Annotated in this window: 19 protein-coding genes; 10 read left to right on the top strand and 9 right to left on the bottom strand. The window is 71.7% G+C overall.

All coding sequences use genetic code 11. The annotated features are described in order from the left end of the window. Window positions 1-17: 17 nt before the first annotated feature. Window positions 18-1,520 (bottom strand): MFS transporter, encoded by a 1,503-nt coding sequence (locus ACMXGY_RS07060; RefSeq protein WP_483776145.1) that lies wholly within the window; start codon window positions 1,518-1,520, stop codon window positions 18-20. 95 nt (window positions 1,521-1,615) lie between these two features. Here ACMXGY_RS07060 and ACMXGY_RS07055 point away from each other — a divergent pair, with 95 nt between their 5' ends. Next, entirely contained in the window at window positions 1,616-2,278 is a 663-nt protein-coding gene (locus tag ACMXGY_RS07055) for a TetR/AcrR family transcriptional regulator (RefSeq protein ID WP_483776144.1), read from the top strand. A gap of 7 nt (window positions 2,279-2,285) precedes the next feature. Here the strand turns inward: ACMXGY_RS07055 and ACMXGY_RS07050 are convergent, their stop codons facing one another. Then, window positions 2,286-3,782, bottom strand: coding sequence for a helix-turn-helix domain-containing protein (locus ACMXGY_RS07050; protein ID WP_483776809.1), 1,497 nt, complete (start codon window positions 3,780-3,782; stop codon window positions 2,286-2,288). 180 nt (window positions 3,783-3,962) lie between these two features. Between ACMXGY_RS07050 and aceA the strand changes: the two genes are divergently transcribed. Together aceA and aceB are read left to right on the top strand one after the other, a co-directional pair. Continuing rightward, a complete protein-coding gene (aceA, locus tag ACMXGY_RS07045) occupies window positions 3,963-5,405 on the top strand; it encodes an isocitrate lyase (RefSeq protein WP_483776143.1) in 1,443 nt (480 codons plus the stop codon). A 26-nt stretch (window positions 5,406-5,431) separates the two neighbouring features. Then, entirely contained in the window at window positions 5,432-7,183 is a 1,752-nt protein-coding gene (gene aceB / locus ACMXGY_RS07040; protein ID WP_483776142.1) for a malate synthase A, read from the top strand. A 135-nt stretch (window positions 7,184-7,318) separates the two neighbouring features. Here the strand turns inward: aceB and ACMXGY_RS07035 are convergent, their stop codons facing one another. Both ACMXGY_RS07035 and ACMXGY_RS07030 read right to left on the bottom strand, forming a co-directional pair. Continuing rightward, window positions 7,319-8,179, bottom strand: a complete 861-nt coding sequence (locus ACMXGY_RS07035) for a phosphotransferase (protein WP_483776141.1) — start codon at window positions 8,177-8,179, stop codon at window positions 7,319-7,321. A gap of 53 nt (window positions 8,180-8,232) precedes the next feature. Continuing rightward, window positions 8,233-11,589: a type I restriction endonuclease subunit R gene (locus ACMXGY_RS07030; protein ID WP_483776140.1), complete on the bottom strand. Its 3,357-nt coding sequence runs from the start codon at window positions 11,587-11,589 to the stop codon at window positions 8,233-8,235. 330 nt (window positions 11,590-11,919) lie between these two features. On the opposite strand from ACMXGY_RS07030, the gene zorA reads away from it, so the two are divergent. The 5 genes from zorA (at window position 11,920) to ACMXGY_RS07005 (ending at window position 19,626) form a co-directional block, all read left to right on the top strand. Beyond that, window positions 11,920-13,692, top strand: coding sequence for an anti-phage ZorAB system protein ZorA (gene zorA, locus ACMXGY_RS07025; RefSeq protein ID WP_483776139.1), 1,773 nt, complete (start codon window positions 11,920-11,922; stop codon window positions 13,690-13,692). Beyond that, window positions 13,685-14,473, top strand: a complete 789-nt coding sequence (locus ACMXGY_RS07020) for an OmpA/MotB family protein (protein WP_483776138.1) — start codon at window positions 13,685-13,687, stop codon at window positions 14,471-14,473. The genes zorA and ACMXGY_RS07020 overlap by 8 nt, the downstream gene beginning before the upstream one ends. A 131-nt stretch (window positions 14,474-14,604) precedes the next feature. After that, window positions 14,605-16,026 (top strand): EH signature domain-containing protein, encoded by a 1,422-nt coding sequence (locus ACMXGY_RS07015; RefSeq protein ID WP_483776137.1) that lies wholly within the window; start codon window positions 14,605-14,607, stop codon window positions 16,024-16,026. 23 nt (window positions 16,027-16,049) lie between these two features. Further along, the gene (locus tag ACMXGY_RS07010; protein ID WP_483776136.1) at window positions 16,050-19,040 is read left to right on the top strand and encodes a DEAD/DEAH box helicase; all 2,991 of its coding nucleotides are present in this window, start codon (window positions 16,050-16,052) and stop codon (window positions 19,038-19,040) included. 241 nt (window positions 19,041-19,281) lie between these two features. Then, window positions 19,282-19,626, top strand: a complete 345-nt coding sequence (locus ACMXGY_RS07005) for a hypothetical protein (RefSeq protein WP_483776135.1) — start codon at window positions 19,282-19,284, stop codon at window positions 19,624-19,626. Window positions 19,627-19,630: 4 nt separating this feature from the next. Here the strand turns inward: ACMXGY_RS07005 and ACMXGY_RS07000 are convergent, their stop codons facing one another. From ACMXGY_RS07000 to ACMXGY_RS06985, 4 genes are all read right to left on the bottom strand, one after another. After that, entirely contained in the window at window positions 19,631-20,437 is an 807-nt protein-coding gene (locus ACMXGY_RS07000; protein ID WP_483776134.1) for a YidC/Oxa1 family membrane protein insertase, read from the bottom strand. Between the two features lie 117 nt (window positions 20,438-20,554). Then, window positions 20,555-20,830, bottom strand: a complete 276-nt coding sequence (locus ACMXGY_RS06995) for a DUF6412 domain-containing protein (RefSeq protein WP_483776808.1) — start codon at window positions 20,828-20,830, stop codon at window positions 20,555-20,557. Between the two features lie 101 nt (window positions 20,831-20,931). Continuing rightward, window positions 20,932-21,330 carry a hypothetical protein gene (locus ACMXGY_RS06990; RefSeq protein ID WP_483776133.1) on the bottom strand — a complete coding sequence of 133 codons (399 nt, stop codon included), beginning with the start codon at window positions 21,328-21,330 and terminating at the stop codon, window positions 20,932-20,934. Window positions 21,331-21,494: 164 nt separating this feature from the next. After that, the gene (locus ACMXGY_RS06985; protein WP_483776132.1) at window positions 21,495-22,010 is read right to left on the bottom strand and encodes a hypothetical protein; all 516 of its coding nucleotides are present in this window, start codon (window positions 22,008-22,010) and stop codon (window positions 21,495-21,497) included. Window positions 22,011-22,224: 214 nt separating this feature from the next. Between ACMXGY_RS06985 and ACMXGY_RS06980 the strand changes: the two genes are divergently transcribed. After that, the gene (locus ACMXGY_RS06980; protein ID WP_483776131.1) at window positions 22,225-22,497 is read left to right on the top strand and encodes a helix-turn-helix domain-containing protein; all 273 of its coding nucleotides are present in this window, start codon (window positions 22,225-22,227) and stop codon (window positions 22,495-22,497) included. Beyond that, window positions 22,494-23,726: a type II toxin-antitoxin system HipA family toxin gene (locus ACMXGY_RS06975; RefSeq protein ID WP_483776130.1), complete on the top strand. Its 1,233-nt coding sequence runs from the start codon at window positions 22,494-22,496 to the stop codon at window positions 23,724-23,726. The genes ACMXGY_RS06980 and ACMXGY_RS06975 overlap by 4 nt, the downstream gene beginning before the upstream one ends. 25 nt (window positions 23,727-23,751) lie before the next feature. Here ACMXGY_RS06975 and ACMXGY_RS06970 read toward each other — a convergent pair whose 3' ends face one another. Beyond that, window positions 23,752-25,308: a hypothetical protein gene (locus tag ACMXGY_RS06970; protein WP_483776129.1), complete on the bottom strand. Its 1,557-nt coding sequence runs from the start codon at window positions 25,306-25,308 to the stop codon at window positions 23,752-23,754. Window positions 25,309-25,321 lie beyond the last annotated feature (13 nt).

The raw sequence follows: 25,321 nt of genomic DNA, 5'->3' as shown, positions 1-25,321 counted from the left end.
GGCGCCGCGTGCCGGGCTCAGGCGCGCGGGGTGCGCCCCGTGCCGGGGCGGCTCCTGCGGTTGAGGACGACGAGCGCCACGGCGACGACGACGCCGACCGCGCTGACCGCCGTCGCGACCCAGAACGCCTCGGCGAACGGCCGGCCCGGGTCGGCGCTCGTGGCGCCCACAGCGAGGAGCGCCGCGACCACGGGGGCTGCGGCCGCGGAACCGACGGTCCGGATCACGCTGTTGAGGCCCGTCGCGGCCCCGATCTCCTCGGGCGGGGACCACGCGACGACGAGCTGGGCGCAGATCGCGTACCCGATGCCGTTGCCGAGCCCGAGGACCGAGAACGCGACGACGACGACCCACGGCACGGTCGGCCACAGGGCCAGCCCGACGGACCCGACGAGCATGACCCCCACGGCGACGCCCGAGGTCACCGGGGCACCGACGCGTGCGACGAGCGCCGGCGTGAACCGGCCGCCCAGGAAGACGAGGACGGCGCTCGGCAGCATCGCGAGCCCCGACGCCGTCACGTCGAGCCCGTGCCCGTAGCCGGTGCTCGTCGGCGCCTGCATGAGCACCGGCAGCGCGACGTAGCAGACGTAGGGGACGAAGCCGACGGCTACGGTGAGGACGCTCACGAGCGCGAGCGGCCCGTGCCGGAACGTGCGCACGTCGACGAGCGGGGCCTCCTGCCGCAGCTCGACGAGCACGAGCAGTACGAGCAGGACGACGCCCACGGCGCCCGCCACGACGGTGCGCGGCGAACCCCACCCCCACGCGCCGCCCTGGGACACGGCGAGCAGGACGCCCACGAGACCGCCGGCGAGCAGCACGATGCCCGGCCAGTCGGTGCGACGACGCACCCGCGGGACGGCCGCCGTCGGGACCCAGGCGAGCACCAGCCCGGCCGCGAGCACCACGAGGACGGCTGCGAGCACGAACATCCACCGCCACGACAGCGCCTCGACGATCACGCCGCCCAGGACGAGCGCCGCCCCCGCGCCGAGCCCGATCATCCCGGAGATCCACCCGAACGCCGCGGCGGCCCGGGGCGCCGGCAGGAGGTTGCGGGCGAGCGCGAGCGCGAGCGGGAACGTCGCCGTGCTCACGCCCTGCACGACGCGCGCCCCGAGCAGGACGCCGAGGTTCGGCGCTGCCGCGGCGACGAGCGTCGCGGCGGCGAAGACCGCGAGCGTCCCGAGCAGCACGCGTCGGTGGCCGAACCGGTCGCCGAGGTTGCCGACCACCGGGGCAAGGACGGCGCCCGCGAGCAGGAAGGCCGTGAGGATCCAGCCGGTCCCCTGCGGACCGGCGCCGAGCTCGCGGCCGAGCGTCGGCAGGGCGGGCACGACGAGCGTCTGCATGAGCGAGAACGCGAGCACGACCACGCTGAGCGCCGCGGTCACGAGGCCGGGTCGCGAGCCCGCAGCGCGGTCGGCGGCAACCGCCGAGGAGGGCACGGCACCGTGCGAGTCGGTCGCGCTGCGGGGCGGGGCGGCGTCGGACGTCGCGGTGGGTCCGGAGGGCACGGGGTTCTCGCTCTCGAAGAGGGGAGTCACGATGAATCGGAACGGAATATTCGTTCCGATTCGCCATCGTACCCCGACCCGGCTACCGTGACGGCATGCCCGACGTCACCGACCCCCCGGCCCTGCCCGGCCGCCAGCGCGAGGCCCGGGCCAACGACACCGCGATCCTCGCCGCGGCGCGGGAGGTCTTCGCCGCTCAGGGCCACGGCGCCTCGGTCGCCGACGTCGCGCAGCGCGCCGGGGTGGGGGTCGGCTCGGTGTACCGGCGCTATCCCACCAAGGAGGCGCTCGTCGAGGCCCTGCACGTCTCAGCCGTGCAGGAGGTCGCGGACCTCGCCGCGGCGGTGGCCGACGCCCGGGATCCAGGTAGCGACGGGTCCGACGACGGCGCGGTCGCCGCGTTCCTCGCGCGCCACATCACCGAGGCGACCGGTCCCCTGCTCCGCCCGCCGGGCGCCCAGAGCCCCATCCCTCCGGAGCTGGCCGAAGCCTCGGACCGCCTCCGTGCGGGGCTGGAACGGCTCGTGGCGATCGACCGTGCCGCGCACCGCGTGCCCGACGGCTTCACCGCCGCCGACGTCATGCAGCTCGTCGTCCACCTGCGCCCCCCGCTGCCGTACTCCCGCGAGCAGTCGGACGCGCTGCACCTGCGCTACCTCGCGCTCGTGGTCCGCGGGCTGCGCGAGGAGGCCGCCGCGGGCGTCGCGCTCACGGACGGCCCCCGCTGGGACGAGTGGGTCGGCGCCTGGCACGACTGACGCCGGGCTATGCCACGGGCGCGTGCCGTTCCAGGAACGCGTACACCTCGGTGGTGTCGACCCCGGGGAACGCGCCCGTCGGCATCGCGGCCAGCATCGACGCGTGCGGCCGCGCGCTCGGCCACGCCTGCCCCGCCCACCGGTCCGCGAGCGCGTCGGGCGGGCGGCGGCAGCACGCGCCGTCGGGGCAGCGCGACACGAGCCGCTCGGTCGTGTCGCGCCCGAGGAACCACTTGACGTGCGCGAACGGCACGCCGACGCTCACGGAGAACTCGCCGTCCGCGGAGCCCTGGACGCGCGACGTGCACCAGTACGTGCCGCTCGGGGTGTCGGTGTACTGGCTGAACGGGCTGAGCCGGTCCTCGACCGCGAACACCGTGCGCGCGGTCCAGCTCCGGCACACGTACTGACCCTCGACCGCGCCCAGCGGGTCGGCAGGGAAGCGCACGCCGTCGTTCTCGTAGGCCTTGTGGATGACGCCGGACTCGTGGATCTTCATGAAGTGCACCGGGATCCCGAGGTGCTTGGTCGCGAGGTTCGTGAACCGGTGCGCCGCCGTCTCGTACGACACGGCGAACGCGTCGCGCAGGTCCTCGATGGAGATCTCCCGCGCGTCCTTCGCCGCGCGCAGGGCCTTGACCGCGTGGCGCTCCGGCAGCAGGAGCGCCGCCGCGAGGTAGTTCGCCTCGACGCGCTGGCGCAGGAACTCGCGGTAGTCGTGCGGCTCGGCGTGCCCGAGGACGTGCGGTGCCAGGGCTTGGAGGAGCGCCGACGTCGCGTTGGACCGGCCGCGCATGCCGTTGCTCGGGAGGTACACGCGGTGGTGGCGCAGGTCGAGCACCGAGCGCGTCGAGTGCGGCAGGTCGCCGACGTAGTGCAGCGTGAACCCGAGGTGCGCCGCGATGTCGGCCGCGACGCGCTGCGGGAGCGGCCCGCCCGCGTGCCCGACGCCGTCGAGCAGCTCGGCGGCGGCGTCCTCCAGCTCGGGGAAGTAGTTGTCCTGCGCGCGCATCGTGGCGCGCAGCTCCGCGTTGGCGCGGCGCGCCTCTTCGGGCGTCGCCGCGCGTTCGGTGTGCAGGCGCTGGAGCTCGCGCTCGAGCGCGACGATCGTCTCGAGCGCGTCCGTGGGCAGCGACTTGCCGACTCGGACGCCGCGCAGCCCGAGCGCGTCGAACAGCGGACCGCGCTGCGCCCGCTCGAGCTCGATCTCGAGGGCGTCGCGGCGCGAGGGTGCCTCGGCCGAGAGCAGGTCGTCGAGGCTCGCGCCGAGGGCACGGGCGACGGCCTGGAGCTGGGCGAACTTGGGCTCGCGCTTGCCGTTCTCGAGCAGCGACACCTGCGACGGCGCGCGGCCGATCGCCGCGCCGAGGTCGTCGAGCGTCATGCCCCGCGCAGTCCGCAGGTGCCGGATCCGACGGCCGATCGTGAGCGCGTCGGGCTCGCTCTCGAGCGGGATTTCCGCATGTTCCGCGATTCCGGCCGGTCGCGTCGTCGGGATAGCCATGACTGAGAGTGACACGCGCCACTCCTTCCGCACAAGAGAAGAACGTCGATTCTTTCGCTGAATCTGGCTTGAGACGGGGTTGCCGGTGGGAGGAAGGTCGAAGCACGGACCTCGCCGAGGTCCACCGACCGGCCCGTCCGGCCCGCTCCCAGCGGGCCGGCGCACCACCAGGAGGCACCCGTGAACAGGCCCACCATCGTCAGCCGCCGCTCCCCGTCCGAGTACGCGGGCGGCGCCCGTCCGCTCGGCGCCGTCGCGACGACGGCGACGGGCGGCCCGACCAGCTCCCTCCCGGGCGACTCCACGCCGTCGGGCGCGAGGCACCGCGCCGGCGACCAGACCGAGACCGCCGCAGAGCTCGCCCACCGGTGGGCGACGGACCCGCGCTGGGCCGGGCTCCAGCGCGACTACACGCCGGAGGACGTCGTGGCGCTGCGCGGCTCGGTGCGCGAGGAGCACACCCTCGCCCGGCGCGGCGCCGAAAAGCTGTGGGAGCAGATCCACACCGAGGAGTGGGTCGCCGCGCTCGGCGCGTTCACCGGCAACCAGGCCGTGCAGCAGGTGCGGGCGGGCCTCAAGGCGATCTACCTGTCCGGGTGGCAGGTCGCGGCCGACGCCAACCTGTCCGGCCAGACGTACCCCGACCAGTCGCTCTACCCCGCCAACTCCGTGCCTGCCGTCGTGCGCCGCATCAACAACGCGCTCCTGCGCGCGGACCAGATCGAGACGGCGGAGCGCTCGGGGTCCGCCGGAGAGGAGCCGCGTCGCGACTGGCTCGCCCCGATCGTCGCCGACGCCGAGGCCGGGTTCGGCGGACCGCTCAACGCCTACGAGCTCATGCACTCGATGATCGCCGCGGGCGCCGCGGGCGTGCACTGGGAGGACCAGCTCGCCTCGGAGAAGAAGTGCGGCCACCTCGGCGGCAAGGTGCTCGTCCCCACGAGCCAGCACATCCGCACGCTCAACGCGGCGCGCCTCGCGGCCGATGTCGCGGGCGTGCCGTCGGTGATCATCGCCCGGACCGACTCGCTCGCCGCGGACCTCCTCACGTCCGACGTCGACGAGCGCGACCAGCCGTTCCTCACGGGCGAGCGCACGTCCGAGGGCTTCTACCGCGTCCGGCCGGGCCTCGACGCCGTGATCGCGCGCGGCCTCGCGTACGCCCCGTACTCCGACCTCATCTGGGTCGAGACGGGCGAGCCCGACCTCGAGCTCGCCCGGACCTTCGCCGAGACGATCCACGCGCAGTACCCGGACAAGAAGCTCGCGTACAACTGCTCGCCGTCGTTCAACTGGAAGAAGCACCTCGACGACGCGCAGATCGCGAGCTTCCAGAAGGAGCTCGCCGCCATGGGCTACGCGTTCCAGTTCATCACCCTGGCCGGCTTCCACGCCGTCTCCCACTCCATGTTCGAGCTCGCGCGCGGCTACAACGAGCGCGCGATGACCGCCTACGTCGAGCTGCAGGAGGCCGAGTTCGCCTCCGAGTCCGACGGCTACACCGCCACCCGCCACCAGCGGGAGGTCGGCACCGGCTACTTCGACCGGGTCGCCACGGCTCTCAACCCCGACGCCGCCACCCTCGCGCTCGCCGGGTCCACCGAGACCGCCCAGTTCCACTAAGCCCCTCTCGACCTTCGGAGCACGCCATGACCACCCTGACCACGTCCACCTCTCCCCCCACGTCGGGCTCGTCCGGGACCCGGCACGACGGCGGCCCGCACGCCGACCGCCCGGCCCACCCGCGGCAGGGTCCTCAGCGCGGCAGCCTGCGCGTCACCGGGACGCTCGGCGAGCGCTACCGCGAGATCCTCACGCCCGAGGCGCTCGACTTCCTCACGCTGCTGCACGACCGGTTCGTCGCCCGCCGGCACGAGCTGCTCATGGACCGCCAGCAGCGCCGGCAGGACGTCGCCGACGGGATCGACCCCGACTTCCGCGCGTCGACGCGGCCCGTGCGCGACGACCCGTCGTGGCGCGTCGCCGGCTCGACCGGCGCTCCCGGGCTCGAGGACCGCCGCGTCGAGATCACGGGCCCGACCGACCCGAAGATGGCGATCAACGCCCTCAACTCGGGCGCCAAGGTGTGGCTCGCCGACGCCGAGGACGCCTCCAGCCCGACGTGGCGCAACGTCGTCGAGGGCCAGCTCGCGCTCCACGACGCGATCCGCGGCTCGCTCGAGCACACGAGTCACGAGGGCAAGCAGTACCGCCTGCGCTCGACCACGCTCACCGACCTGCCGACGATCGTGTTCCGCCCGCGCGGCTGGCACCTCATCGAGAAGCACATGCGGTACGTCGACCGGGCCGGGGTGAGCGTGTCGGCGTCCGCGTCGCTCGTGGACTTCGGGCTCTACCTCTTCCACAACGGGCACGAGCTCGTCGAGCGCGGGCGGGGACCGTACCTCTACCTGCCCAAGCTCGAGGGCTACCGCGAGGCGCGGCTGTGGAACGAGGTGTTCGTGCTCGCCCAGGAGTACCTCGGCCTGCCGCAGGGCACGATCCGCGCGACCGTGCTCATCGAGACGCTGCCCGCGGCGTTCGAGATGGAGGAGATCCTCCACGAGCTCCGCGACCACTGCGCCGGGCTCAACGCCGGTCGCTGGGACTACCTGTTCTCCGTGATCAAGGCGTTCCGCACGCGCGGCGACTCCTACGTCCTGCCCGACCGCGCACAGGTGACCATGACGGCGCCGTTCATGCGCGCCTACACCGAGCTGCTCGTGTCCACGTGCCACCGGCGCGGCGCGCACGCGATCGGCGGGATGAGCGCCTTCATCCCCGACCGCCGTCGGCCCGAGGTGACCGAGCGCGCGTTCGAGCAGGTGCGCGCGGACAAGGCCCGCGAGGCCGGCGACGGGTTCGACGGGACGTGGGTCGCGCACCCCGACCTCATCGACGTCGCGCGCGGCGAGTTCGACGCGGTGCTGGGGGACGCGCCGAACCAGGTCTCGCGGCTGCGCGACGACGTCCGGGTGGGCCAGCACGAGCTGCTCGACATCGGCTCGGCCCGCCGGGCCGGAGCGACCGTGACCGCCGCAGGCCTGCGGTCCAACGTCTCCGTCGGGGTGCGGTACGTCGAGTCGTGGCTGCGCGGCGTCGGCGCCGCGGCGATCGACCACCTCATGGAGGACGCCGCCACGGCCGAGATCTCACGGTCGCAGGTGTGGCAGTGGATCGCGTCCGGCACGCGCACCGAGAACGGCGTGCCGATCACCCGCGAGCGCGTCGAGGCCCTGCTCGCCGAGATCGTCGACGACCTGCCGCGCACCCCGGGCAACCGCATCGACGACGCGGCCCACGTGTTCCGCGCGGTCGCGCTCGCCGAGGACTTCCCGACGTTCCTCACGATCGGCGCGTACTCGCAGTTCCTCGTGGGCTCGGACGTCGACCAGCCGTAACCCGGGTTCTCCCGCCGAACACGACCTTGGTGTCGTCATCCGCCCGATGACGACACCAAGGTCGTGCTCGACGGCGCGGAACGTCGTTCTCGCCAGCGACCGCGGTCCCCGGCCCCCGGGGGTCGGTCGGGCGAGCTACCCGAGCTCGCGCACGAGCTCCCCGCGTTCCGCCGCGAACCACGCCTCGTTCTCCCGGATGCGGTCGCCGACGCCGTCGTCCCACATCCGCTGCCAGCCGCCCCCGCGCGTCGCGGCGTGATGCCGCATCGCGTACCAGCTGCGGGCGAACCGCTGGGCGAGCACGTCGAGGAGCGCGAGCCGCTCCGACCGGTCCAGCCCGTACGCCTCCGTGAGGATGCGCGCGCGACGCCCCGCGTCCAGGTCGCGCGTCACGTCCGGGCGTGCCTCGGGCGGGCTGATCGGCGCCCAGTAGAGCAGCGTCGTCGCGACGTCGAGCAGGCGCGTCGTGGGCGCCGCCATGTCGAAGTCGATCACCCCGACCAGCCGGTGCGGCCCCTGCGGGTCGTCCCCGGCGGGCACGAACAGCGCGTTCTCCACGGTGAGGTCGTTGTGCCCGACGATGTCCGGCACGTCGAACACGTCCGGCACCTCGGGGAACTGGGCCCGCTCTGGCCACGCGACACCGTCGGGCAGCACGACGTCGCGCGACACGTCGTGCAGGGCACGCTGCCACTGGCCGAGCTGGACCAGCACGTCCTCGTCCAGCGCCCAGCGGTGCGGCGGGCGCCCACCCATCTCGCCGGGCAGGAACGACACGACCTCGCGACCGTCGTCGTCCATGCCGAGGAACCGCGGCGCGCGCTCGAACCCGACCCGTTCCAGGTGCAGGAGGTACGCCTCGACGGCAGGGCTGTGCGGGCCGCGAGGTCGCCGCACGGTGTCGCCACGGCGGACGATCCCGTCCGACACGTCACCACCGAGCAGGGGGACCTCGACGTCGTCGTGAGATTCCAGGTACGTGGGCACATCGCTCATACCGGACACCCTCGCACGAGGCACTGCCCTCTGACCAGGCCTTCGACGCGCGCTCACGCCGCGTAGCGCGGCGCCATCGACTCCATCTGCTGCATGACGAGGACGATCGCCTCGGGCTGCTTGTCCGGCGGGTACCTGTGCTTGATGAGCAGCCGCTTGATCGACGCCCGCAGCTTGGCCTTCACGTCGTCGCGCACGGTCCAGTCGGTCTTGACGTCACGCCGCATCACCGCGACGAGGTCGCGCGCGATCTGCGCGAGCACGTCCTCGCCCTGCACGTCGACGGCGGACTCGTTGGTCGACACCGCGTCGTAGAACGCGAGCTCGTCGCGGTCCAGGGGCGGCTCGAACCGCTGCCCGCGCGACTCCTCCGCCGCGACCTCCTTGGCCATCTCGACGAGCGCGGCGATGACCTCGGCGGACGTGAGGTTGGAGTTCACGTACCGCGTCATGATCGCCTGCAGCCGCTCCGAGAAGACCTGCTGCCGCACGAGGTTGCCTCGCGTGAGGCGTCGTGCCTCCTCCGTGACGAGCTTGCGCAGGGCCTCGATGGTGAGCTGGGGGTTCGGTGCGGCCTGCGCGCCGGCGAGGAAGTCGTCGTCGATCCGGTCCAGCCGCGGCTGCGGGAGACCTGCCGCCGCGTAGACGTCCACGACCTCGCCGGAGACGACGGCTGTGGCCATGAGCTGGTTGAGGAGGCGCTGCACGTCGTCGGGTACGGGCTCGCCGCGCGCCTGGCGCTCCTCGGCGTCCAGCTTGCCCATCCAGACGCGCACCTGCTCGTAGAAGCGCGCGTCCTCGGCCAGGTCCGCGACGTCGTCGGACCGGCCCGCGATCGCCCAGGCACGGGCGAGCGCGGCGGCCCGACGGCGGAACGCGGCCCCGCGCGTCTCCTCGCCCTCGGCGCGGACGGCGTTCCCGGGCGTGTGCGGGTCGCGCAGCCAGGCCACGGTCATCAGGACGGTGTCGAGGTAGCCGCGCCGGGCGCCGGCCGCGCGCGCGGACGCGAGACGCGCCCGCCACCCGGACGGATCGACGAGGTCGCGCAGCTGCGCGACCAGGTCGGCCACCACCTCGGCAGCGTCGTCGACGGTCCGCCCGACCGGGCGCGCCCCCTGGTCGCGCACGGTGTACTCCGCGAGCGCCGCTCGCAGGTTCTCCGCGATGGGCGCGGACGCGACGAGGAGTCCGGCGTTCTTGCCCCGGAAGGTGCGGTTCACCCGGGCGAGGGTCTGCATGAGCAGCGCGCCCCGCATGGGGCGGTCGAGGTAGAGCGTGTGCAGCGGGGGCGAGTCGTAGCCCGTGAGCATCATGTCCTTGACGATGACGATCTCGAGCTCGTCGTCGGGGTCCTTGAGCCGCTTCTTGACGACGGCGTTCTCCGAGTCACGTCGGACGTGGTCGGCGATCGGCGGCTGGTCCGTCGCGGTGCCGGAGTAGACGACCTTGATCTTCCCCGCGTGCAGGTCGTCGGAGTGCCAGTCGGGACGCAGCGCGACGATCTCCGCGTAGAGGCGCGCGCAGATGTCGCGCGTCGCCGCGACGACCATGGCCTTGCCCGGTGCGGACTCCGCTGCTCCCGCAGCCGTACCGGCACCCGAGGCGTCGGACCGCACGAGCTCGGCCATCGCGTCCCGTCGCTCCTCCCAGTGCCCGACGAGGTCGGCCGCGAGCTCCCGCAGGCGCGCCGGCGCGCCGTAGACCGCGTTGACGACGGCGACGGACTTCTCGACGCGGTCGCGCTCGACGTCGTCGAGACCCGACGTCGCCTCGTCGGCCGCGGCGTCGATCGTCTCGGCGTCGAGCCCCTCGGCGAACGCGACCTTGACGAGCCGCGGCTCGAAGTACACGGGCACCGTCGCGCCGTCCTCGACTGCGCGCGTGAGGTCGTACACGTCGATGACGTCGCCGAACACCTTCTCGGTGTCGCGGTCTGCCGTCGAGATCGGCGTACCCGTGAACGCGATGAGGGTCGCGTTCGGCAGCGCGTTCTTCAGGTGCCACGCGTAGCCGTCGAGATCGTCGTAGTGCGACCGGTGCGCCTCATCGACGACGAGCACGACGTTCCGCCGGTCCGAGAGCACCGGGTGCCGCGCCCCGGCGCCCTTCTCGTCGGCCGTGAGACCGAACTTCTGCAGCGTGGTGAAGTAGATGCCGCCCGTCTGCCGCGAGGCCAGCTCGTCGCGCAGCTCGGCCCGCCGCCTGATCTGCCGCGGCGCCTCGGTGAGGAGCCGCGAACGCGCGAACGTCTCGTAGAGCTGGCCGTCGAGCTCGGTCCGGTCGGTGACGACGACGATCGTCGGGTTGAACAGCTGGGGGTGCCGCGCCACGTGCGCCGCGTAGAGCTCCATCTCCATCGACTTCCCGGAGCCCTGCGTGTGCCAGACGACGCCCGCGCGGCCGTCGGTCTCGACGGCCCGGATGGTCGCCTCCAGGGCACGGTTCACCGCGAAGTACTGGTGGGGCTTGGCCACCCGCTTGGTGAGGCCGTCCTCGCCCTCGTCGAACGCGACGAACCCGCGGAGCAGCTGCACGAACCGCTGGGGGTTGAAGAGTCCGTCGAGCATGGTCTCGAGCGGTGACGCGATCGTCACCTCGCCGTCCACGACGTCGTCCGTGATGCCGTCCACCGCACGCCCGTCGCGGTCGGCCGCCTCGTGCGCGTCGGTGACCACGGGAACCGGTGCGCCGCTCGGTCCGACCACGCGGCCGTCGTCGTCCACGTTCCACGGCGCGTAGTGGTTGAGCGGCGTGAACGGCGTCCCGTACTTCGCGACGATCCCGTCGCTGATCACTGTGAGCACGCATGCGCGGAACGCCATCGGCAGCTCGCGCACGTACGTCGTCAGCTGGGCGTGGGCGGCCGCGACGTCGGCCCGGGCGCTGCCCGCGTCCTTGAGCTCCATGACGACGACCGGCAGCCCGTTGACGTACAGGACGACGTCGAAGCGGCGCTCGACGTCGCCGTCCACCACGCGGACCTGGTTGACGGCGAGCCACTCGTTCTCGTCCTCGCGCGACGAGACGAGACGGATGGTCGGCGTGTGCTGACGCCCGTCCTCGACGTACGTGATGCCGCGGTAGCCGCCGACGAGGACGTCGTGGACCCGCTTGTTCTCGGTGATCGCGTCCTGCGACGTCGGGCGCAGGATCTCGACCAGGGCCTGCTCGAGGTACTCGCGCGGGACGGCCGGGTTGAGGCGCCGCAGCGCGGCCCGCACGCGCGTCGGGATCGCGAGCTCGTCCCAGGACTCGCGCTGCGCGAGCGGCTCGCCGCTCGTCGCGTACCCCGGGTGCCCGACGGCGGACGTCGCCCCCGGCGCGACCGCCCGGCCCTCGAGATGCTGCCACCCGATCCCGGCGAGGTGGTCGAGCGCGAGGTGCTCCCACTCGGCTTCGTTGCTGCGCACTGTTCCTCCGTGGCGTGTGGGCCGGTCGTCGGCTGGTCGTGAGACTACTGGTCGGGCTTGCGAAACCTCACGATGTCGCTACGGCCGGCAGCAGTCGCGGGTCGCGGCGATAGAAGGGGTTATCGCTACCAGCCGCCCCGACCGACACCTTCTGTAGCACTCTCCGTAATCGCTACGGCCCCGAGCCGTAGCACCCGAACTTCACCCCGGACGGACTTCTCGCCCGTGCGTCCGAAGCCGTACGATCCGGACGCGCCGCACCGTCGAGCCGTCCGGTGCTCACAACCTGTTGGTCCGTGCTCGGCCACTCCGGTCGCTCGAAGTACGGCCGTGCACGAGAGGCTGCTACGAAGAGTGAACCCGGTCACCCTGGTCTCCGAAGCGTTCGAGGGCGATGGTCACGCGATCATCATCTGCGTCGCTGTCGCCCTGATCGTCCTCGTCGCCGTCTGGGCCGCCGCCTATACCGTACGGGCGTACATGCTGGGTGTGAGGGCCATCGCTCAGGTACGCACGCTCATCGCCGACCTCGACGAAGGGAACGCTGCCGCACTCCGCCGGGAGCTGCGCAACCGCGCCATGGCTCCAGGGCGCGGGAACGCGCTGTGGCGCGAGTTCGACGAGACTCTCGTCGTCCTGGACGACAACCGGCTCAGCAACACGGTCGAGGCCGAGCACTATTTCAGTTCGGACCGCTTGGCACCCGAACTCGTACGCAACCGCCTGCTCGGCGCTGCACCGTCGATCCTCACCGCGCTGGGACTTCTCGGGACGTTCATCGGGCTCGCCGTCGGACTCAACGGACTGAACCTCAGCCAGGCTGCGACCGCTGACGAGATGCGCATCGGGATCGAGGCACTCGTCAAGGGAGCGGGGCTCGGATTCATCGCCTCCGTGTGGGGCGTTCTCTGCAGCCTCGTCGTGAACATCCTCGAGAAGTTCTGCTCACGGTCGATCTCGAAGGGCTCCGCCACGGTTCGCGATCAGGTCGACCGCGTGTTCCTCCTCCAGACGCCGGAGCACTCGCTCGTCCGGATCGAGCAGTTCACACAGGACTCGGCGACGGCACTTTCGGAGCTGCACGAGAAGATCGGCACGAAGTTCCAGGAGGCGGTCACCGGCCTGTCGGAGGAGATGCAGTCAGCCCTCGCTCGCGCGATCGAGACCGCAGTCGCACCGTCGATGAACGCGTTGGCAGAACGTACCTCGAACCAGTCGGCCCAGGTCTTCGAGGACCTCGTGGACAAGTTCACCGAGAGCTTCCGCGGTATCGGCGAGCGCCAGGCGGCGGAGCTCGGGATGGCGTCGGAGACGCTCGACACGGCGCTGACGGGGGTCTCGGACCGCGTCGGCGCCGCGGTGTCCTCGATGCAGGAAGCCGCGGCCGCCCAGGCCGCGGCGACGGCTGCCCAGACAGAGGCCCAGGAGCGCAAGATCGCCGAGCAGGAGGAGGCGTTCCGTTCCCAGATGTCTCAGCGGACGCAAGCCTTCGAGGTCGAGATGTCGACGCTGACCGAGCTCGTGACGAGCCAGGCCAAGATCCTGGACGGATCGTTGAGCGCGCTCGCGGTCGGGATGGACGCGGCCGCCGGCAAGCTCGGGGCTGCGACGACCGGCCTCCAGCGCTCGTCGGAGGTGCTCGGTTCGACATCCCGTGCGTTCGAATCGACGAGCCGACGCCTCGAGGAGTCGTTCGACGCGGGCGCCGCCGCGCTCGCGGGGACTGCCGAGGCGCACCAGCAGGCGGCGGAGCTGCTCGAGCGCCACACGACCGAGCTCGACCGCCTCACGGAGACCACCGCGGCGACGGCCGGCAAGCTGCTCACCGCCGCGCAGTCGGCGAACACGTCCTTCGACACCCTGCGGGCGTCGCAGCGCCAGTTCCTCGACGACCTGCAGCAGCGGGTCGAGAACCAGAGCGCCGTGCTGCGCGACTGGCTCGACGAGTACGGCGACAAGGTCCACCACCAGACCAGGGACCGGCTCGAGACCTGGGACGCGCACACGCGGGAGTTCGCGGCCCACATGCTGCAGACCAGCCAGGCGCTGGCGGAAGTCGTCGACGAGATCGACATGAGGTCGAAGGAGAAGGCGCGTGCGTAGGGGGCGACGCCGCCCCGGGGACGCCTCGGACGCCGACAACCCGTACTGGGTCTCGTTCACCGACCTCATGACCGCACTGCTCGCGGTCTTCATGCTCGCCGTCGTCGCGCTCGTCTTGCAGGTCACCCAGGAGCAGCAGGCGCTCGCGGCGCAACAGGAGGCCGCAGACCAGGAGCGCGACGAATTCAGCAGCCACATCGCGGACTTGAGCCGTGCCGAGGACGTCCGGGCGCAGATGCTCCTCGAGATCGCCGACGGACTCCAGTCCCAGGGCCTCGCCGTGCACGTGAGCGAGGACAACTCGGTGCTGAGCATCCCGACGGAGCTGCTCGGCTTCGAGAGCTCCCAGTGGGAGCTGCGCCCCGAGCACCAGGCGGTCGCCCTACAGATCGGCGAGGCGGTCTCTGCCGCCCTTCGCACCGACGACCGGTTCCGGTACATCGACACCGTCTTCGTCGAGGGCCATACCGACAACAACCAGTTCGACGGGGTGGAGGGCACCGGGAACTGGGGCCTGTCGACGTTCCGGGCGATTTCGCTGTGGCGGTACTGGGAGGCTGCTTTGCCTGCCGACCACCAGCTCGCGGCGCTGCAGCGGTCCGACGGGAGCCCGCTGTTCTCCGTGTCGGGGTACGGCGAGACGCGGCCGGTGACTCCGCAGCAGACGACCGACGCCGAACGGGCCGTGAACCGCCGGATCGAGATCCGGTTCACCGTCATCCGCCCCACGGCGGAGGATCTCTCTCGTCTGCTGGACGAAGCCCCCGCCGAGGGAAGCTGATCGTGCGTCCCACCGCGACGTTCGACCTTCCCGAATGGCCCGAAGCGGCTCTCGGCTCGTGGACCGGTCTCGTGGCGAAGGCGTCGCGTCAGCGACGGGAAGCGGGAAGCGGAAAGGCCTTCACCGCACTGATGGACGAGATCCGCGCCGCGATCGACCGCGGCGAGATCGACGCGATCGTGACCCGGCTGCACGAGCGCAGAGTCGCGCGCGCGCTCGTCTACGTCTGGAGCCACGACGTCGAGCGGGCCCGGGTGTCGATGACCCCGGACCTCGTGCGGCAGGTCGTCGATCGGCAGGACCCGTATCCCTCCCGCCTGCTCGTCCGTGCGCTCGTCGATCTGTTGCTCCGACACTTCGACCGCCTCGACGACTGGACGGCCGGGCTCTTCGACGCGACTTCCAGGGCCACGCGGCGCGCCGCGGCTCTCGCCCCGGCACCTTCGCGTCCCCGGATTCTCGCCGATGTTGCGGACGTCGCTCGCGACCACCCCGAAGAGCTGCTCGATCGGTCCTCGCCACAGCGGGTTGCGCACCTGCTCGTGGAGACGGGACCGGCTGGCGCCCCGCGCCCCCTCGACGACTGGATCCACGCCAGGGGCTTGGCAGGCTACGACTCGGGTCGATTCGGCCTGCTCGTACGTCAGTCGGTCCACCTCGAGCGCATCGCCCGCGCGAACCATACGTCCGCGGCGGGGCTGGGCTTCCTGGACGAGGTCACGACGAAGCAGGTGCTCGAGGCAGCGGGGAGCGACGGCCGGTTCTTCGGGCACGACGTGCTCGAGGCGATGACGACCCGGTCCGGCGGCGTACCGTGCGACGAGTGGCTCGGCGCGCTCGTCGACATCGGTGGCGACCCCCGGCTCCTGCGCTCGCCGCAGTGGAACCGGTGGTGGGAGCCGCTGCCCCCAGCTGCCCGCGAGCAGGCCGTACGGTGGATGAGCGCCGAGGACCTGAGGCTCTTCCTCGAGGCCGTCGAGACCTATGCGCGTGAGACGCGCAACCAGGACATGATCCGCATGTTCCCCGCGCGCAAGAAGTTCCTGTGGGGGCTGTACGAACAGGGTCTGATCCGAGAGACGCGGGTGATCCTGGGCAGCCAGGCCCGTGCGTCGGTGCAGCACCAGCTCGGGCGTCTGCGCGTAGACGTCGCCTCGCTCCAGAAGTCTCCGGACACGGCCATCATCTACGTCGACTGCGGCCGGTTCCACCTCGTCGAGGGCTCTCACCTGTTCAAGCTGTGGGTCTACGACGGTCGGCCGGTCGACCTCCTCACCGACCGGGGCAAACGGTGGTTCACCCGCGAGGAGCTGCGCATCGACGTCCCCGCGGAGCACGCCCGGCGGCACGGGAGCGGAGCCGCCGGCCACGTCGGGATCAGCCACAACGGGCTCTGGCAGCGCCGCGCGCTCGAGTTCATCGTCGAGGAGGTCGGGGTGCCGCTCAATCTGTCGAAGCTGCTCACGCGAGAGGACTACGACGACCTGAAGAGCCGGTTCGGCATCCCCGTCGTCGCCTCGCGACCGCTGCGGAGGCGAGACGGATGGGCCTGAAGGACAGGCTCTCCCGACTCCGGATGCGGCCCGACGACGAGGCGGCACCCATGCGCCGCTTCCAGGTCACGTATGACGACGACGGCGCGAACTTCGTCACGACCCCGGAGGATCTCGACACGCTGCGCCGGGGCGAGGGCCAGCGGTCGACACAGGAGCAGTTCCTCGTCCTGGAGATGATGGAGGAGGCCGGCGCTGCCCTTCTGCTCCCCAACGGGTACGCCGTGCGCTCCCAGGACGTCGCGGCGATGGGTCCGGAGGAGGCGACGATCCTCGGCCTTCCGCCGCTTCTCCCCGGCCGGCTCGAGCCGAAGATCCGACACAACACGACGTCCCGCCACTTCGACGTCTCGCTCCGCGTCGTGCTCGACGACGGTGACGAGCCCTGCCGTCGCACGGGCCCGGTGGTCGCCATCGGCGCCACGACCCAGTACCGGCTGTCTCCCCGCGCGCTCCGGGTGATCCGCGCCGTCGAACGGCACGCGTCCCTGGAGGCGGGCCGCCGGTCCGAGGCGGACAACGTCCGCTTGGTGGCGGAGATCCAGGCCGCACAGAAGAATGCGGGCCCGCCGGACGGGGTCTCCTTCGCGCTCGGCCACCTCGACGAGTTCACCACCGTCTCGCCCACGTCGGTGAGCCTGCTCGTCGAGGAGCAGCCCGACGGTTCCCTCGCGGTCACCCCCGACCTGGGCGCCGACGTCGACCCGAGCGCGCTGGTGTCACGACAGCACCACGTCGAGGACGAGGGCGCGAGCGTCCTACGGGTGGGCAAACAGCTCGTGATGCTCGAGGAGGCACAGGCAGAAGGCCTCCGCGAGGTCCTCCGCCGCCCGCGCATCCCCGCCGAGGAGAAGCAGGACTTCTACCGCGCGCCGGGCGACTACTACGACCCGACCAGGGTCGACGTCGACCTGCACTTCGGGGTGCGCGTCGCGGGTATCGGGATCATCGTCCCGCAGACGTTCACTGACGCGAGCGAGTCCGGCATCTCGTGGTTCGGAGGCGACCCAGCTCTGCGACCCGCCGACGTCCTCGCCGGGCTCATCGACTCCCTCCCGAGGCTCGAGCAGGTTGAACGCGACGTAGAGGCCGCGCGAGAGGCCGGACGGACCGCGGTCGCGGTCGGGGACCAGGTCGTCGACATCGGCGACGAGCGGGCCACCGCCGAGGCCCTGCACGACGCGCGGAACCGCCTCGAGGAGGACGCGCGCGCGTCGTCGGACCCGTCGGCAGCGGACGGCGACGCCCCGGCTCCCGAAGAACCCGCCCGACGTGTGCAGGTGGGCGTGCACGTCGCCGACGCGGAGGACGTCGCGGACGCGCTGCGCCGCGCAGCCGTCGCGGCCCGTCCGATCCGCCCGGTGGACTACGACTCCCTGTCGAGGTCGCCGTACCCTCACCAGCGCGACGGTGTCGAGTGGATGGCGGCGCTGATGGCGGCGTCGACCCACGGCCACGAGTCGTCCCCCACCCGTGTGCAGGGTGCGGTCCTCGCCGACGACATGGGGCTCGGGAAGACCTACATGACGTTGGTCGCGCTGCGCGAGCTCATGGCCGCGGAGCGCGCGCTGGGCGAGGATCCGCGCCCGACGCTGGCCGTCCTGCCCGTCGCCCTCATCGAGAACTGGGAGGCCGAGCTCGCAGCGACGTTCCCCGAGTCGCCGTTCGGCGACCTCGTCGTGCTGCAGGGTGGTCGCGATCTGCCACGGTTCCGGCTCACCGGCGCCGGAAGGGAGACGACGGCGTCGATCGCTTCCCTTGACGACCGCGGGATGGTGCGTGACGAGGCGATCCGCTTCTCGTTGCGCGTCGGCCCCGATCACGGGGACCGCCGGCTCGACATGCCGGGGCGTCTGGTGCTGACCACGTACGACACCCTCCGGTCGTACCAACTGTCCCTGGCGCAGGTCGACTGGGGCACCGTCGTCTTCGACGAGGCGCAGACGGTGAAGAACCCGGACACGCTCGCGACCCGAGCAGCGAAGGCGCTCAAGGCACGATTCAAGCTTCTTGCGACCGGCACCCCGGTCGAGAACTCCATGCTCGACTTCTGGTGCCTCATGGACACCGCGCAGCCGGGGCTCTTCGGTTCGTGGCCGGACTTCCGATCGCGATGGGTCGCATCGATGAAGGACGCCGACCCACAGGAGAAGGTGCGCATCGGCGAGGAGCTGCGCGCACTCGTCGGGCCGTTCATGCTACGACGCGTCAAGGAGGACCACCTCACCGACCTGCCACCGAAGACCGTCTACGGGCCCGAGCAGGGTCCATCACGCGTGGCCCGCCCCGAGCTCGGTGTCCAGATGCCGCCGGGTCAGCGCGACGTGTACGACGACGTCCTGCGCGACTACCAGCGCAACACGGGGATGCAGGGGGCTGCGCTGAAGGCCGTCCAGGGGTTGCGCGCCGTGAGCCTGCATCCGGCCGCACGAGGCGACGGCGAGCTGGGGACGGATCCCGGTGCCCTCGCGCTCTCCGCCCGCATGGCGGCCACGCTCCGGGTCCTCGACGAGGTCCGCGACAAGAGTGAGAAGGCGATCGTCTTCGTCATCAACAAGAAGGTGCAACGCAGCCTCGCACTGTGGCTCCAGGACCGGTACGGCCTCCCGGTGTCGGTCGTGAACGGTGACACCGCCGCGGTGACCACCGGGTCCTCGCCGACGCGCAAGCGCATCATCGAGAGGTTCGAGCAGCGCCCCGGTTTCAACGTCATCATCATGTCGCCCCTGGCGGTCGGGGTCGGCCTGACCGTCGTCGGCGCGAACCACGCGATCCATCTCGAACGGCACTGGAATCCGGCGAAGGAGGCGCAGGCCACCGACCGCGTCTACCGCATCGGCCAGACCAGACCTGTCTCGGTGTACCTGCCGGCAGCCTTGCACCCCGACATGACGTCGTTCGACCTCAACCTGGACCGCCTCCTGCAGCAGAAGACGGTCCTGCGCGAGGCGATCGTCGTTCCGGAAAAGGTCACAGAGGAGGAACTCGCCAACGCTCTCGCGCTCGACGGGTAGGGCCCGCTGGAACAGGTCCGGGCGTCCTGATCCACGCAGCGGGCACCGCTGGGTCGACGCCCAAGGCTGTGGATAGAAGGTTTGTGGCATCGAAGCTCCGAAGAGCTGTGGAGGGCGACCCTCCGGCAGGATCAGAGCTGCCACGCTGGCGCGATGACGACGCGAACAGACACCACCCGGCCGGGCGACCGACTCCCTGACGACGAGGCCCTCCTCGCCTGGGCGCGCTTCCTGCACCAAGATGTCCCCCCGCACCGGTTCTCGCTGTGGCTCACCTTCCTCGACGCTGACGACCGCCCGCTACGCGCCGTCGTCCCCGATCGACGACGTCCCGGCGTCGCCGGACGCGGAGATCGTCACGAACCTCGTCGACGTGCTGCACGAAGTGATCGACGACCAGGCGCCCGGCGGGAGCGCGGCGCTCACGCTCGAACGCCCCGGCACGGACGCCGTGACGATCGCGGACGGCCGGTGGTTCTCCGCCCTGCACGCGTCCGCGGCGCAGCGCGGTGTCCGGTTGCGTGGGATCTTCCTCGCGACCGCGGGGTGCGTGCGGCCTCTGGCTCCGGACGACGTCGGCGGCTGACCGCCTACATCGCGGCTTCGATCGGGTACCGGCGGCGTAGGACGACGCGTTGCCCGAGCGTCCACGTCACCGTGACGAGCAGGTAGAGCCCCGCGGCGAGGGGCACGAAGCACGCGATCACCGCCGTCATGAACTGCAGCGCACCGAGCGCGTTCTGCATACCCGGCCCAGCGAGGGGGTTGGGTGCGGCGGCGCCGGGCGCGGCCGTCGTCGTGCCGGCCGCGACGGCCGCGCCAGGGACGGCGAGCCGGCCACCGGGGCGGGAGGCGCGGCGAGTCAGCTCCCCGATGAGCGCGATGGCGACCACGACCGCGCCGATGACGGCGACGGTCGGGAGCGCCGCGACCCCGGCGCCGAGCGAGCCGACGAGGCTCGACCCGAGCGGTGCTCCGAAGAGCGTGTGGCCGAGCAGCTCGTTGCCGTGCCCGGCGATCTGCGCATGGAGGAAGAGTGCGTAGACGACCCCGACGACCGGCGCCTGGGCGAGCATCGGCAGGCAGCCGGCGAACGGCGTCGTGCCCTCCTGGGCGTACAGGTCGCGCATCGCGCGCTGCAGCTTCTCGGGGTCGTTCCGGTGGCGCCGCTGGATCTCCGCGAGCCGCGGGGCGAGGCGGGCTCGGTCACGTTCGGCCCTGGCCTGGGAGACGCCCACGGGGACGAGCAGGGCGCGCACGGCGAGCGTCAGCAAGACGACGGCTGCCGCGGCAGCCGCTCCTCCGGCGACGGGTTCCAGCAGGTCGGACAAGCCCATCAGGGCGCGGTAGGCGGTGTCGAGCACCGCGGCGACAGGGGGAAAGGCGAACAGGTCCATGGTGGTGTCCTCGGTCGAACGTGTGGTGTAAGCGTTCGCCGATCACCCCGCGTCCAGCGGGCAGCGGCACGCCGCGGCGGTGCGCGGGTGCAGATGACGAGCCTCGGCCTGGGGTGATCAGCCGAGGATGAGACCGGGCGCCCTGGGACGGGCGCGCCCTGGCGCGTCGGGATCGCTCTGCGTGACGACGGGGCCGACGTCGGCCGCGTCACGGAGGCGGCCCGCTGGGCGTGCGGCCACGCCGAGGACGAGCGGTGTCCCCTGCTGCGTGCACATCGCCGCCACCGCGGCCACAAGAGCGGCAGCCCCGAGGAGGAAGAGCGTGGTCGCCAGGGAGTGCGCCCCCAGCAGGAGCGCGAGCGACGACGAGAGGTCACGCCCGACGAGGAGCATGTCGGTCACGGCTCACCTCCGGTCGGCACACGTCGTCGGTCCCGGCCAGAATAGACCCCGCCACGGTCTCGGTGAGTGCTAGACCCTGAGGAATCTCCGCCCTAGACGTCGAGGGAGACTCGCGCGGTCGACCGTGTGGGACAGGACGAGCCGGCATTCTCCTCGAGCCAGGGGATCCCCGTCGTGCGGGTGAGCAGCACCTCGCCGTCGGGCGCCCGGACCGTCACCGATATCTCGTCGGTGGTCGTGTCGAAGAAGTCGAACGAGCGCGACGCTGCGCCACCCTCGACGACGGTCTCCCCTGCTGCGGAGCACGACTGCTGGGCCTCACACCCCATGACGATCGCCGACCCGGGCGCGAGATCCCCCTCGACCACGACCGTCAGCAGGTCGCTCGGGTCGATCCCCGGGCAGTCCGTGCCTCCTGCACATCCCGCGGCGGAGACGGCGAGAACGAGCAGCCCGACGGCAGACTGCGCCACACGTGGGTGTCCCTGCACGGGCCGGACGCTAGCACTACACGCCAGACCGGCGGACGCCACGGCCGTGCAACGGTCCTCACCGACGATCGTCCCGTCCGGCTCCGCGGAGAGCGTTTCGGCTTCCTCGAACACCTGTCCTGCGCGCGGCCCGCCGCCGTACTCGGGCCAGAACTCCATGTCCGTCACCGGTTCCCACCCCACTCGCGGTGCCAGTACTCGGCGTCCGCGCTGCCCACACGGAGGATGTCGTCGGGCCGAAGAGCCGTCTCGGGCCAGATCTCGAGGAGGTAGGTGTCGACGATCGCCTCGGCGAACTCGCCTGCGCGCCCCGCATCACGGCCGGTCGCGCTGACTCGCAGACGGTAGATCCCAGGCGCGAGCTCGTCGAGCGGGCCGACGGTCTCACCTGCCCACGTCGCCCACCGGGGGTCCGCGTCCTGCGGGATCAGCGTCGATACTTCGACGACGTCCTCCCATGGCGCGCCCACTTCGGGCACGCGGTCCCGCAGGACGATCTGCACTGCGGATCCTCCTGACCGGCGGCCGAGATGGAGGTACACGCCCTTCGGGTCGGCCGCACCGACCAGGCCGTTGACCTGACGAGCGAAGAATCGCGGCGCGTCTCCGTCGAAGCCGGCCTCGGGCGACCACAGGAGATCGACCTGCCCGTAGTCGGTCCTGACCACCTCATCAGCCATGACGACGTCCACGACCGCATCCAACCATCGAGCCGTCCTCGCGCGTCGGATCCAGGCCGCCCGGGAAGGCGTGACGGACGGAGTCACGCGGCATCGTCACGCGGTCGCGATTCTGCCGTGGACTGGCTTGCATCGCATCTGATTCAACTGCGCGCTAGTCTGATGTTGAATCAGAAATGATTCGCCACCACGAACACGACGGGACGAATCAGATATGAGCGCTGCCATGCCGTGGTTCCGCGCACGCACCACGGATGCCCTGGGCTCCGCGGTGCGACGTGCTCGGCAGGTTGCGGTCTTGTCGCAGGACGAGCTCGCTCGACGGGCGTCGACCTCGCGCCCGACGGTCTCCCGCCTCGAGCGCGGCACGGCCGTGGCGAGCTCGACGCTGCTCGACGTCGCCGCGGCATGCGGCTACGAGGTCGTCCTCGTCCCGCGCGGGGCCAGGATCACCATCGAGGCACGCCCGCGCGACGGTGAACCGTGAGCCCGCCGGACGCGCTGACCATCTACCTGCGGGGTGACCAGATCGGCACGGTGCGCCGCCTGAGGAACGGGCGGCTCCGCCTGCAGTACCGCGACGAGGCACTCGACCGCTGGGGCGAAGGAAGCCGACCTCTCTCGCTGTCGCTGCCGCTCTCCCCCCGCCGGGTCGACGGTGCCCTCGTCCACCGGTTCCTGGACAACCTCCTCCCGGAAGGCCCGGTCCGCGCGGCGCTCGAGCGCGAGCACGACGTCGCACCCTCCGACACGTTCGCGCTGCTCGCGCACCTGGGCGCCGAGTGCGCGGGCGCCGTACAGCTCGTCCCGGATGGCTCCGCACCCGGGGACGGATTCCTTCGCCCGCTGGACGGTGCCGAGTTCGCGGCGCTGGTGACCGGGCTCCCGACGCTCGAGCCTCCGGACGGTCTCGTCGTGACCGCGTCTTTGGGCGGGGTGCAGGCCAAGGTGCTGCTGCACCGGTCCGGGTCCGGCTGGTCGTGGCCTGCCGACGGCGCCCTGTCCACCCACATCGTCAAGCCCGAACCGCTCGGCGGGACGGGGATCGAGGGCTTGGTTCGCCTAGAGCACTGGGCCCTGTGCCTCGCCCGTGCGAGCGGCATCCCGGCCGCACGGACCGAGCTGCTCGAGATCGACGGCCGCGAGGCGATCGTCGTCGAACGGTACGACCGCACGGGTGGCCGTCGAACGCACCAGGAGGACCTCGCGCAGGCTCTCGGCCTCGCGGCTCAGGACAAGTACGAGCCCTCAGGCCAGTCTCCCGGCCGGCTCGCGGCCGTGGCGCGCACGGCATCCGCAGAAGCGGTCGATGCCGTGGCGCTCCGCCGTGACCTGCTCCGGCTCGTCACGTTCAACCTGATCATCGGCAACGGTGACGCCCATGCGAAGAACTACTCGCTGCTGGTCGACGCCGAGGCGTCGTACAGCGTCGCACCCCTGTACGACGCGGCCCCGGTCTACCTCGCCTCGTCGACGTACCGTCACTCCGGGCTCGCCGTCGCGGGGCGCAACCGCCTCGACCTCATCACGGGTGCGCACCTGGTCGGCGAGACGACCACCTGGGGAATGCGCCGCAGCGAGGCGGTCGAGGTCGTCGTCGAGACCGCGCAGGCCGTTCAGCGCGGGCTCGACGACGTCGATGTCGCCCTCCCCCTGGCCCAGATTCCCGGCCTGGTGGACGAGAGGGCCACGGCATTCGCACGTTCGGCCGCCTGAGCGACATCCACCCTCGCCAAGGCCTTCAGGCAGGAACCGACGTCCGGGGGCCGGAAGCCAGCCCTGAGGCGAACTCCGCGCGGAGGTGCGCCTGCTCACGGTCCTGCAGTCGTGCATACTCCCGTTCGCGCCGCGCGTGGACCTGCATCTCCCACACCATCGCACGGTGGCGACGAAGCACCCGCTGGTACCGGCGCAGCGCGGCAGCGCCCTGCCAGACGAGCACCCCGGGAACCGCGAAGGCCGCGACTATCACGACGAGCGTGAACACCATCGAGAGAGCGAGCGCTCGGACCGTGCCACCGGGCGCCGCTCCTGACCTCTCCACGATCAGACCGATCGCCAGAGCTAGGGGATCAAGGACCATCGGTCCGAGGACCGCGAGTCCGACGATCCACCACCGGAACGTGCCACGGTCGGGGTCCTCGCCTGCTTGCCCGAGGTCCTTGGTACGTCCGCGGTGCTCAACGAACCTCAGGACGCTGACGACGAGAAATCCGAGAACGGCGACGCCGAAGAACGCCATGCTGAGGGGAAGGAAGAGCGCCCCGACCTCGGCCACCGCGGTGATCACGAGCGCAGCGAGCAACGCGAATCCCGTCGCGGTGGCGATCGCCTCGGCTCGATCAGAGCGCTGCCCGGGAGCAGAACGGTTCGCTGGGGAAGCTCGCCAGCGCCATGACCGTTGCATGGCACCGGCGATGGGGAGCAGCACGAGGAGGGAGACGGCGACGGCCCCGACGGCCGGCGAGGCCGCCCATGTCCCGACGCGGTCATCGAGCACCTGGGCGGCGGAAGCGAGCCACCCTCGACGCTGAGCCAGAGCGACGGCTGCCGGGAGGCCGAGCACCAGCGGGACGACGAGGATCCAGGCCCCCAACCGACCCCCTCGCGCCAGCTCTGGAAGCAGATGGTCCCGGGCCTCGAGCACGACCAGAAGTCCCACCATGACGACCGACACGACAGCGACCCACTGCCCGGCGAGGTCGACCAGCGGTGTTCGGATCTCGACGAGCGCCCACGCCATGACGGCGGCCACGACCGCTGCGGCGCTCCCGAGCCCGATCAACGTGGCCGCTCGCACACCGATCCGCTGGAGCGTCGACGGCAGCGTGAGGCGCAGGCTGCCCAGGACGGAACGCACGTCCTCGATCACGCACTCCCTCCGCCATGCGGCGAGCAGTGCCGAGATGCTCGGCGCCGTCACCAACGCGTCCGCCACGCGCTTCAGTGCTCGGGCCTCGAGCACCTCAGCGCGGTACGCCACCTCGTTGATTGCGGCCGAGGTGGGCTCCTTCCCCTGGAGCCGCAGGCCGAGGGCGATCAGCTGTAGCCGTCGATCCTCCGCGTCCGGCACGATCTCGTGCTCGCGGAAGGCGCGGCTCATCGGTGCAGCCCAGCCGTCGTGGACCGGGTCTCCTGGCTCCCAGCGGAACCCCTCGGCAAGTACAACACGGAGCAGCTCCTGACGACGCACCCGGCTCCACGGCGTCCCGTACAGCCCTCCCAGTGTCCCCAGGGCGACGACGGCTCCGGCGACCGTCGCCATCCCCAGCGCCAGGCACGCGATCTCGACCAGCATGTTCCTCCCCCTT

It is taken from the genome of Cellulosimicrobium sp. G4 BAM 1002 (assembly GCF_057126935.1).
The sequence above is the reverse complement of the archived record's forward strand: the minus strand, read 5'-3'. Positions and strand labels throughout refer to the sequence as shown.